This window comes from Primorskyibacter sp. S187A (assembly GCF_049800955.1).
In the GTDB taxonomy this organism is placed as follows: domain Bacteria; phylum Pseudomonadota; class Alphaproteobacteria; order Rhodobacterales; family Rhodobacteraceae; genus JAKVBH01.
The window spans coordinates 1-11,009 of record NZ_JBNAGA010000002.1 but is presented as its reverse complement, the minus strand read 5'-3'; the positions used below and the strand labels follow the sequence as shown (position 1 = coordinate 11,009).

At 59.6% G+C, this 11,009-nt stretch carries 7 protein-coding genes; 6 read left to right on the top strand and 1 reads right to left on the bottom strand.

The window, feature by feature from the left end; translation table 11 throughout:
- Positions 1-8 precede the first annotated feature (8 nt).
- Both rpoC and ACP15S_RS11035 read left to right on the top strand, forming a co-directional pair.
- Entirely contained in the window at positions 9-4,241 is a 4,233-nt protein-coding gene (gene rpoC, locus ACP15S_RS11040; protein WP_425039696.1) for a DNA-directed RNA polymerase subunit beta', read from the top strand.
- A 140-nt stretch (positions 4,242-4,381) separates the two neighbouring features.
- Positions 4,382-5,266 carry a DMT family transporter gene (locus ACP15S_RS11035; protein WP_425039695.1) on the top strand — a complete coding sequence of 295 codons (885 nt, stop codon included), beginning with the start codon at positions 4,382-4,384 and terminating at the stop codon, positions 5,264-5,266.
- Here the strand turns inward: ACP15S_RS11035 and ACP15S_RS11030 are convergent.
- Positions 5,207-6,037, bottom strand: coding sequence for a putative rhamnosyl transferase (locus ACP15S_RS11030; protein WP_425039694.1), 831 nt, complete (start codon positions 6,035-6,037; stop codon positions 5,207-5,209). The two genes, ACP15S_RS11035 and ACP15S_RS11030, sit on opposite strands and share 60 nt — an antisense overlap.
- 333 nt (positions 6,038-6,370) lie before the next feature.
- Here ACP15S_RS11030 and rpsL point away from each other — a divergent pair, with 333 nt between their 5' ends.
- From rpsL to tuf, 4 genes are all read left to right on the top strand, one after another.
- The gene (gene rpsL, locus ACP15S_RS11025; RefSeq protein WP_024809820.1) at positions 6,371-6,742 is read left to right on the top strand and encodes a 30S ribosomal protein S12; all 372 of its coding nucleotides are present in this window, start codon (positions 6,371-6,373) and stop codon (positions 6,740-6,742) included.
- Positions 6,743-6,841: 99 nt separating this feature from the next.
- A complete protein-coding gene (gene rpsG, locus ACP15S_RS11020; RefSeq protein ID WP_425039693.1) occupies positions 6,842-7,312 on the top strand; it encodes a 30S ribosomal protein S7 in 471 nt (156 codons plus the stop codon).
- A 15-nt stretch (positions 7,313-7,327) separates the two neighbouring features.
- Positions 7,328-9,445, top strand: a complete 2,118-nt coding sequence (gene fusA, locus ACP15S_RS11015) for an elongation factor G (RefSeq protein ID WP_425039692.1) — start codon at positions 7,328-7,330, stop codon at positions 9,443-9,445.
- Positions 9,446-9,523: 78 nt separating this feature from the next.
- Positions 9,524-10,699, top strand: coding sequence for an elongation factor Tu (gene tuf / locus ACP15S_RS11010; protein ID WP_425037267.1), 1,176 nt, complete (start codon positions 9,524-9,526; stop codon positions 10,697-10,699).
- The last annotated feature ends 310 nt before the right edge of the window (positions 10,700-11,009 follow it).

Below are 11,009 nucleotides of genomic sequence, written 5' to 3'. Positions count from 1 at the left end.
AATTGAGAATGAACCAGGAACTGACCAACAACCCGTTCAACCCGCTTACGCCGCCGAAGGTGTTTGACGAGATCAAGGTCTCGCTCGCCTCGCCGGAGCGGATCCTCTCGTGGTCCTACGGTGAGATCAAAAAGCCCGAGACCATCAACTACCGGACGTTCAAGCCCGAGCGTGATGGCCTCTTCTGCGCGCGGATCTTTGGCCCGATCAAGGATTACGAATGCCTTTGCGGCAAATACAAGCGCATGAAATATCGCGGCGTTGTCTGCGAGAAATGCGGTGTGGAAGTCACGCTGCAGAAGGTCCGCCGTGAGCGTATGGGCCATATCGAGCTGGCCGCGCCCTGTGCCCACATCTGGTTTCTGAAGTCGCTGCCCTCGCGCATCGGCCTGATGCTGGACATGACGCTGCGCGATCTCGAACGCATTCTCTACTTCGAGAATTACGTGGTGATCGAGCCGGGCCTCACGGACCTCTCCTATGGTCAGCTGATGTCCGAAGAAGAGTATATGGATGCGCAAGATGCCTATGGCATGGACGCCTTCACCGCCAATATCGGTGCCGAAGCGATCCGCGAGATGCTGGCCAATATCGACCTTGAGAACGAAGCAGAACGTCTGCGCGAAGAGCTCAAGGAAGCCACGGGCGAGCTCAAGCCCAAGAAGATCATCAAGCGTCTGAAGGTCGTCGAGAGCTTCATCGAGTCCGGCAACCGCCCGGAATGGATGGTGCTGACAGTGGTCCCCGTGATCCCGCCAGAGCTGCGCCCGCTGGTGCCGCTCGATGGCGGTCGCTTTGCGACGTCGGACCTCAACGATCTCTACCGCCGTGTGATCAACCGGAACAACCGCCTCAAGCGGCTCATCGAGCTGCGCGCGCCGGACATCATCGTGCGGAACGAAAAGCGGATGTTGCAGGAATCCGTGGATGCGCTCTTTGACAACGGTCGTCGCGGCCGGGTCATCACCGGAGCTAACAAGCGTCCGCTCAAGTCGCTCTCGGATATGCTGAAAGGCAAGCAGGGTCGTTTCCGCCAGAACCTTCTGGGGAAACGCGTCGACTTCTCCGGCCGTTCGGTCATCGTGACAGGCCCGGAACTCAAACTGCATCAATGTGGCCTGCCCAAGAAGATGGCGCTCGAGCTGTTCAAGCCGTTCATCTATTCGCGCCTTGAGGCGAAGGGGCTCAGCTCCACCGTCAAACAAGCCAAGAAGCTGGTGGAAAAAGAGCGCCCCGAAGTGTGGGATATCCTCGATGAGGTCATCCGCGAGCATCCCGTCATGCTCAACCGCGCCCCCACGCTGCACCGTCTGGGCATTCAGGCGTTCGAGCCCGTGCTCATCGAAGGCAAGGCCATCCAGCTGCACCCGCTCGTCTGTTCGGCTTTCAACGCCGACTTCGACGGTGACCAGATGGCTGTGCACGTGCCCCTCTCGCTGGAAGCCCAGCTGGAAGCGCGCGTGTTGATGATGTCCACGAACAACGTGCTCTCGCCCGCCAATGGCGCGCCGATTATCGTTCCGTCACAGGATATGATCCTGGGCCTCTACTACACCACGATTGCCCGCGATGGCATGAAAGGTGAGGGGATGGCGTTTGCCAATATCGAAGAGGTGGAGCACGCGCTGAACGCGGGGGAAGTGCACCTGCATGCCAAGATCACGGCCCGCGTGCCGCAGATCGACGAGACCGGCATGGAAGTCATGACACGCTTTGAGACGACACCCGGCCGGGTCCGTCTGGGCGCGCTTCTGCCGCTCAATGCCAAGGCGCCGTTTGAACTGGTGAACCAGCTTTTGCGGAAGAAAGACGTGCAGCGCGTGATTGACACGGTCTATCGCTACTGTGGCCAGAAAGAGAGCGTCATCTTCTGTGACCAGATCATGTCCATGGGCTTCAAGGAAGCGTTCCGCGCGGGCATTTCCTTCGGCAAGGACGACATGGTCATCCCCGACAGCAAATGGGGCATTGTCGATGAGACACGTGATCAGGTGAAGGATTTCGAACAACAGTACATGGACGGCCTGATCACTCAGGGCGAAAAGTACAACAAGGTTGTCGATGCCTGGTCGAAGTGTAACGACAAGGTCACCGAGGCCATGATGTCGACCATCTCCTCGGAGCGTCGCGATGATGCGGGCGCCGAGATGGAGCCGAACTCGGTCTACATGATGGCGCACTCCGGTGCCCGTGGCTCGGTCACTCAGATGAAACAGCTGGGCGGCATGCGCGGCCTGATGGCCAAGCCCAACGGTGACATCATCGAGACGCCGATCATCTCGAACTTTAAAGAAGGCCTCACCGTTCTTGAGTACTTCAACTCGACCCACGGCGCCCGCAAGGGTCTCTCGGATACAGCTCTGAAGACGGCGAACTCTGGTTACCTGACCCGTCGTCTCGTAGACGTGGCGCAGGATTGCATCGTGCGCATGAAAGATTGCGGGACGGAGCGTTCGATCACGGCGGAAGCGGCTGTCAACGACGGTGAGGTCGTGGCGACGATCGGCGAGCGTGTTCTGGGCCGTGTGGCTGCGGAAGACGTGCTGAAGCCCGGCACGGAAGAGGTGCTGGTCAAGCATGGCCAGCTCATTGACGAGCGTATGGCGGATGCCATCGAAGAGGCGGCAGTGCCGAAGATGCGCATCCGGAGCCCGCTGACATGTGAGGCCGAAGAAGGCGTCTGCGCCATGTGCTACGGGCGTGACCTCGCGCGCGGCACCATGGTCAATACCGGCGAGGCCGTCGGCATTATTGCGGCGCAATCCATCGGTGAGCCTGGCACACAGCTGACGATGCGGACCTTCCACATCGGCGGTGTTGCTCAGGGTGGTCAGCAGAGCTTCCAGGAAGCGGGCACCGATGGTGTCGTGGTCTTTGAGGGTGAAAACACGCTGCAGAACTCCACAGGTGAGACGCTTGTCATGGGCCGCAACATGAAACTCATCATCAATGATGAGCATGGTGCGGAGCGGGCGAGCTTCAAGCTGGGCTACGGCTCAAAGCTGTTTGTGACCAACGATCAGAAGATCGCGCGTGGTGACAAGCTGTTTGAGTGGGATCCCTACACGTTGCCGATCCTCGCGGAGAAAGACGGTATGGCCCGTCACGTTGACCTCGTGAACGGTATTGCCGTGCGCGAAGAGACGGATGATGCCACCGGCATGACCCAGAAGATCGTGACCGACTGGCGCGCAGCGCCCAAGGGCAACGAGCTCAAGCCTGAAATTATCCTCGTGGATAGCGATGGCGAGCCCGTGCGCAACAAGGACGGCAACCCGATCACCTATCCGATGTCTGTGGATGCGATCCTCTCGGTCGAGGATGGCGAAAACGTCAAGGCCGGTGACATTCTTGCGCGGATCCCGCGTGAGGGTGCGAAGACGAAGGACATTACCGGGGGTCTGCCCCGTGTGGCCGAGCTCTTCGAGGCGCGTCGTCCCAAGGATCACGCGATCATCGCGGAGATCGACGGCTACGTTCGCTACGGCAAGGACTACAAGAACAAGCGTCGGATCTCGATCCAGCCAGCAGACGAGTCCATGGATGCGGTCGAGTACATGGTGCCCAAGGGCAAGCACATTCCTGTGCAGGAAGGGGATTTCATCCAGAAGGGTGAATACATCATGGACGGCAACCCAGCCCCCCATGACATTCTTTCCATCATGGGTGTCGAGGCCTTGGCCAACTACATGATCGACGAGGTCCAGGACGTCTATCGCCTGCAGGGTGTGAAGATCAACGACAAGCATGTCGAAGTGATCGTGCGCCAGATGCTGCAGAAGTGGGAGATCCAGGATTCCGGTGACACCACGCTGCTCAAGGGCGAACATGTGGACAAGGCCGAGTTTGATGCGGCCAATGAGAAGTCCATCGCAAAGGGCGGACGTCCGGCGCAAGGCGAGCCGATCCTTCTGGGGATCACCAAAGCGTCGCTGCAAACGCGGTCCTTCATCTCGGCGGCTTCCTTCCAGGAGACCACGCGGGTGCTCACAGAGGCCTCTGTTCAGGGCAAGAAGGACAAACTGGTCGGGCTCAAGGAAAACGTCATCGTGGGTCGCCTGATCCCGGCGGGCACAGGTGGGGCGACACAGCGCGTGCGCCGCATTGCGCAGGACCGCGACAATGTCGTGATTGAGGCGCGTCGCGAGGAAGCGGAGGCGGCAGCAGCCCTGGCCGCGCCGACCGACGATATCGTGGGCGGAGACGGCTTCAGCCAGCCGATCATCGACGACGAACGCTAAGACGTCTGAATACTTTCGAGAAGGCCCGCCCAACGGCGGGCCTTTTTTGTTGCAAAGATGCGGGCAGCGGACAGGCACGAAAAAGCACTCGCCTTTAACGAGTGCTTTTCTTTGTGCGCGAACTGGTCCAGTAATGGCGTATGTCACCGAATGTTCGCGGCGCCTGTTTGATGATGGCCTCGATGGCCGCTTTTACGATGAATGATGCGCTGCTGAAGCTGACGGGTGGCGCAGTGCCGTTGATGCAACTGCTGTTTGTACGCGGCATTCTGGCCTCGTTCTTGCTCTACGGCCTTGCTCGGTCTCTGGGTGCGCTGCGCGGGCAGGTCACGCGCCACGACTGGACGTTGATCGGCATCCGGTCCGGCGCGGAAATCGGCGCGGCTTATTTCTTCCTGACGGCGCTTTTCAATATGCCGCTGGCCAATGTCACGGCGATCTTGCAGGTCCTGCCTCTGACGGTGACCATGGGCGCTGCGATGTTTTTTGGGGAAGCTGTTGGGTGGCGGCGTTGGTTGGCTATCGGGATTGGCTTTCTGGGCATGGTTCTGATCGTCCAGCCGGGGACCGAGGGCTTCAACGTCTGGTCCATCTATGCGTTGATTGCGGTGGTGTTTGTCACGATCCGCGATCTGGCCACCCGGCGGATGAGCCGCTCTGTTCCGTCACTTCTGGTCACGCTTGCGGCCGCTGTCGCTGTGACCTGTTTTGCCGGGGTTGCAAGTCTGGGGCAGGGATGGGCCGAGATTTCTCCGCTCAACGGGATCTATATCGTGGCCTCCGCAGTCTTCATTCTCGGAGGATATCTGTTCTCCGTCATGGTCATGCGGGTGGGCGAAATAAGCTTCATTGCCCCGTTCCGCTACACCGCGTTGATCTGGGCCTTGGTGCTGGGATGGTTTGTCTTTGGTGATTGGCCGGAGCCGATGATCATCATGGGGGCCGTGCTGATCGTGGTGACGGGCCTATTCACCCTCACGCGGGAAACGCGGCATCGCACGAAAAACCCGGCGGACGTTGTCTGAGCAGATATTGAACGTCTCGCGGAACAGGTCCTCGCCGAGGCGATCCAGACGCGAGAGCTCGACCGGTTGCACATGGGATTTCTGCCGCGAGTCGTTGTGGTCGTTATGTCCGCGGACATACATTGGCTCATCCGTCAGCGTGACGGTCGGCATGAAACGATTGAGCCGCGCATGCCCGAAATTCATGATCGTTTGCTTCACGAAAGGACGCACGGACATCGCCAGAGCCACGCCCCAATAGGGCGTGACCTGTTCTTCGGCGCTGATCCCGATGGCATCGGGCCGCGCGACGAATCCCCGGTTGAAATCAAACCCTACAAGCCGGTGTCGCGCCACAAGCGGGCGCACGTCATCCACGGTTTCGCGCAGGTTTTGAATGAATGTCACGGCGACGGCATCGTCATCGTCATGCCGGAACTGCAAACAGAGCTGCTCCATATCGCGCTCGGCGTTGATGGCGCGCTGCATGACGTCCCGGTGATTGCCCGGTTCATAGGCGCGCACCTTGATCTGCGGCACGCTTGAGACAAGGTCCATCAGGCGCGTGTGATAGGGCGCGGGCAGATCGTCTCCGATGACGATGACGAAGGTAAAATCCTCGTCCGTCTGCGCGGCAATGGAAGGCAGGGTGATGGCTTCAAAGAAGCTGAACCGTTCCTCCATGCGGGGCGCGGCATAAAGATAGGCGCGACGCTCTTCGATGGTTGCGTGTTCGACTTGAAAGCCGCCAAATGCAGGGTAGGAGAAACGGCATAATCCAATGACTTGCATGGTATCTGTCCAGGAGCGATATCAATACCGCATCATGTCAGCGCAGTGCTGGCCCTGCAAGCGGGGCCGGGCTGTTGACACCGTCTCCGACTCCCCCTATACGCGCGCTCATCCGGCTCGGTAGGTCATCTCCGCTGCCGAAATCAGAACTGAAGCGGTCATGATCCGGGCCAATGCGCGCCCCGATCCTCTGAACTTCACCCGCCACGCTCACCTCGGTACGGGAGCGTCGCGGATTTTTGTCGTTTTGCGGACGCGCAGGGCGAGTGAGCAACGAAATTTGCGCGAGCATCGCCTTGCGCCACATATGTGAGAGACGAGGAAGAGACCTCTATGCCAACGATCCAGCAGCTGATCCGCAAGCCGCGTCAGCCCAAAGTCAAACGTTCGAAATCCCTTCACCTCGAGGGGAACCCGCAGAAGCGTGGCGTCTGTACGCGCGTCTATACCACCACACCGAAGAAGCCGAACTCGGCGATGCGGAAAGTGGCCAAGGTGCGCCTGACCAATGGCTTCGAGGTCATCTCCTATATCCCCGGTGAGAGCCACAACCTACAGGAGCACTCCGTTGTGCTCATCCGTGGCGGCCGTGTGAAAGACCTTCCCGGTGTGCGTTACCACATCCTGCGCGGCGTGCTCGATACGCAAGGCGTCAAGGATCGGAAGCAACGCCGCTCCAAGTACGGCGCCAAGCGTCCCAAGTAATTCACCCCGCTGTCCGGGCGCATCTGCCCGGCCCCTCTTTCACAGAGGCCTCGGGGGTGACCTGAGGCGCGCAGAGACAAGATTGAAGGAAGACACGATATGTCACGCCGTCACGCCGCTGAAAAACGCGAAGTTCTGCCTGACGCCAAATATGGCGATAAGGTTCTGACGAAATTTATGAACAACCTGATGATCGACGGTAAGAAATCCGTCGCTGAGCGCATCGTCTACAACGCGCTGGACCGCGTTGAGACCAAAGTGAAGCGCGCGCCTGTCGAGCTCTTCCACGAAGCTCTGGACAACATCAAACCCTCGGTCGAAGTCCGCTCGCGCCGTGTGGGTGGTGCGACATATCAGGTGCCCGTCGAAGTGCGCCCTGAACGCCGCGAGGCTCTGGCCATCCGCTGGCTGATCAACGCATCGCGCGCGCGCAACGAGAACACGATGGAAGAGCGCCTCGCGGGCGAGCTGCTGGATGCTGTGCAATCCCGTGGTGCAGCCGTGAAGAAGCGTGAAGATACACACAAGATGGCCGACGCGAACAAAGCGTTCAGCCACTACCGCTGGTAAGAGGAAGCAGACCCAATGGCACGCGAGTATCCCCTCGAACTTTACCGCAATTTCGGCATTATGGCCCACATCGATGCAGGCAAGACGACTTGCTCGGAACGGATCCTGTACTACACTGGTAAATCCCACAACATTGGTGAGGTGCACGATGGTGCCGCCACCATGGACTGGATGGAGCAGGAGCAGGAACGCGGGATCACCATTACCTCCGCTGCGACGACCACCTTCTGGGAGCGCACCGAGGACGGTCAGACCGCCGATACCCCCAAGCACCGCCTGAACATCATCGACACTCCTGGCCACGTTGACTTCACGATTGAAGTCGAGCGTTCGCTCGCGGTTCTCGATGGTGCCGTTTGTGTGCTTGACGCCAACGCTGGTGTTGAGCCCCAGACAGAAACCGTTTGGCGCCAGGCTGACCGTTACAAGGTTCCGCGGATGGTGTTCGTCAACAAGATGGACAAGATCGGTGCGGATTTCTTCAACTGTGTCAACATGATCGAAGACCGCACCGGCGCACGCGCTGTGCCCGTTGGCATTCCGATTGGCGCCGAGACAGAGCTGGAAGGCCTGATCGATCTCGTGACCATGGAAGAATGGCTCTGGCAGGGTGAAGATCTGGGCGCGTCCTGGATCAAAGCTCCGATCCGTGCGGATCTGGCCGACATGGCCGCCGAATGGCGCGAGAAGATGATCGAAGCCGCCGTCGAGCAAGACGACGCTGCGATGGAAGAATATCTCGAAGGCAATGAGCCCGACGTCCCGACGCTGCGCAAGCTGCTGCGGATGGGTACGCTCAACATGTCCTTCGTGCCTGTTCTGGGCGGTTCTGCGTTCAAGAACAAGGGCGTTCAGCCGCTGCTCAACGCTGTGATCGACTACCTGCCGAGCCCGCTCGACGTTGTCGACTACATGGGCTTTGCGCCCGGCGATGAGGACGAAGTTCGCGATATCGCGCGCCGCGCGGATGACGACATGGCCTTCTCCGGCCTCGCGTTCAAGATCATGAACGACCCCTTCGTGGGCTCGCTCACCTTTACCCGCATCTACTCCGGTACGATGAACAAGGGTGACACGATCCTGAACTCCACCAAGGGCAAGAAAGAGCGCATCGGTCGTATGATGATGATGCACTCCAACAACCGCGAAGAGATCGAAGAGGCATTTGCCGGCGACATCATCGCGCTTGCGGGTCTGAAAGACACCACGACTGGTGACACGCTGTCCGACCCCAAAGAGCCCGTTGTCCTCGAGACGATGACTTTCCCCGATCCCGTGATCGAGATCGCCGTCGAACCCAAGACGAAAAACGACCAGGAGAAAATGTCTCAGGGTCTGCAGCGTCTGGCAGCCGAGGATCCCTCTTTCCGTGTGGAGACCGACATCGAGTCCGGTCAGACCATCATGAAAGGCATGGGCGAACTTCACCTCGACATCCTCGTGGATCGTCTCAAGCGTGAGTTCAAAGTGGAAGCCAACATTGGTGCGCCGCAGGTGGCCTACCGCGAGACCATTGGTCACGAGGTCGAGCACACCTATACCCACAAGAAGCAATCGGGTGGCTCCGGTCAGTTCGCCGAGGTCAAGCTCATCATCACGCCAACAGAGCCGGGCGAAGGTTATTCCTTCGAGAGCCGCATCGTCGGTGGTGCTGTTCCCAAGGAATACATCCCCGGTGTTGAGAAGGGCATCCAGTCCGTCATGGACAGCGGTCCGCTCGCGGGCTTCCCTGTGATCGACTTCAAAGTGGCCCTGATCGATGGCAAGTTCCACGATGTGGACTCCAGCGTTCTTGCCTTCGAAATCGCTGCCCGCATGGGCATGCGCGAAGGCATGAAGAAAGCCGGCGCCAAGCTGCTCGAGCCGATCATGAAGGTGGAAGTGATCACACCGGAAGAATACACCGGTGGTATCATTGGCGACCTGACCTCCCGTCGTGGGCAGGTTTCCGGTCAGGAACCGCGCGGCAATGCCATTGCCATCGACGCGTTCGTGCCGCTGGCCAATATGTTCGGCTACATCAACAACCTGCGCTCCATGTCGTCGGGCCGCGCGCAGTTTACGATGCAGTTCGACCATTACGATCCGGTTCCGCAGAACATCTCTGAAGAGATCCAAGCGAAATTCGCATAAACGGCGGGGCGGCGTGGGCCGCCCGCCCCCAACCGTTTGGCGGGCAAATGCACGCCAACACACATCAAGGAGGCCATCATGGCAAAGGAAAAGTTTGAGCGTTCCAAACCGCACTGCAACATCGGGACGATTGGGCACGTTGACCACGGGAAGACGACTCTGACGGCTGCGATCACGAAGTATTTCGGTGATTTCAAGGCGTATGACCAGATTGACGGCGCGCCGGAGGAGAAGGCCCGCGGGATCACGATCTCGACGGCGCACGTGGAGTACGAGACCGAGGCGCGTCACTACGCCCACGTCGACTGCCCCGGCCACGCCGACTACGTCAAGAACATGATCACCGGTGCGGCGCAGATGGACGGCGCGATCCTGGTTGTGAACGCGGCCGACGGCCCGATGCCCCAGACGCGTGAGCACATCCTGCTCGGCCGTCAGGTTGGTATTCCCGCCATGGTTGTCTTCATGAACAAGGTGGACCAGGTCGACGACGAAGAGCTCCTGGAGCTCGTCGAGATGGAAATCCGTGAGCTGCTCTCCGAGTACGACTTCCCCGGCGACGACATTCCCGTCATCGCGGGCTCCGCTCTGGCGGCGATGGAAGGCAACAACCCGGAAATCGGCGAAGAGAAGATCAAAGAGCTGATGGCGGCCGTGGATGAGTACATCCCGCAGCCCCCGCGCGCTGTTGATGAGCCCTTCCTGATGCCGATCGAAGACGTGTTCTCGATCTCTGGTCGCGGTACGGTTGTGACCGGTCGTGTCGAGCGCGGCGTGATCAATGTTGGCGATGAGATTGAAATCGTTGGTATTCGTGACACATCCAAGACGACCTGCACGGGCGTTGAGATGTTCCGCAAGCTGCTGGATCGCGGCGAAGCGGGCGACAACATCGGCGCGCTGCTGCGCGGTGTGGACCGTGAAGGCGTCGAGCGCGGGCAGGTTCTCTGCAAGCCGGGTTCGGTCAAGCCGCACACGAAGTTCGAGGCGGAAGCCTACATCCTGACGAAGGATGAAGGCGGTCGTCACACGCCGTTCTTCGCGAACTACCGCCCGCAGTTCTACTTCCGTACGACGGACGTGACGGGGACGGTTGTTCTGCCTGAGGGCACCGAGATGGTGATGCCGGGCGACAACCTGAAGTTCAACGTTGAGTTGATCGCGCCGATCGCGATGGAAGAGAAGCTCCGCTTCGCCATCCGCGAAGGCGGCCGCACAGTCGGTTCGGGTGTTGTCTCGAAGATTATTGAGTAACACCGTGGCTTGGGCGTCAGCCCAAACACGGAGGGTGGGCGGCAAGGGCTTTTCGAAGAAAAGCGCCTGAGAGCCCACACACTCGACATTCTGGGAAAACCAAAAAAGGCCGCCCCACCCGGGCGGCCTTTTCACGTATGAAACAACACCTTTGTTTGGCACGCGGCTGGCAGTGGCTTCTGGGAAAAATCGCCCAAGACCGCAGCCCCGCCCCACCCGGGAGCAACCAAAACAAAACGCGCCCTGTCCGGACGCGCTTTTACTTTCAGCGAGATGCAAACCCACAAGACAGCCCCTCCCGGCGCGGCAC

Bases quoted from the DNA above. Each gene is read 5' to 3' on its own strand.
- rpoC (WP_425039696.1), top strand. From the start codon at position 9: ATGAACCAGGAACTGACCAACAACCCGTTCAACCCGCTTACGCCGCCG.
- ACP15S_RS11035 (WP_425039695.1), top strand. From the start codon at position 4,382: ATGTCACCGAATGTTCGCGGCGCCTGTTTGATGATGGCCTCGATGGCC.
- ACP15S_RS11030 (WP_425039694.1), bottom strand. From the start codon at position 6,037: ATGCAAGTCATTGGATTATGCCGTTTCTCCTACCCTGCATTTGGCGGC.
- rpsL (WP_024809820.1), top strand. From the start codon at position 6,371: ATGCCAACGATCCAGCAGCTGATCCGCAAGCCGCGTCAGCCCAAAGTC.
- rpsG (WP_425039693.1), top strand. From the start codon at position 6,842: ATGTCACGCCGTCACGCCGCTGAAAAACGCGAAGTTCTGCCTGACGCC.
- fusA (WP_425039692.1), top strand. From the start codon at position 7,328: ATGGCACGCGAGTATCCCCTCGAACTTTACCGCAATTTCGGCATTATG.
- tuf (WP_425037267.1), top strand. From the start codon at position 9,524: ATGGCAAAGGAAAAGTTTGAGCGTTCCAAACCGCACTGCAACATCGGG.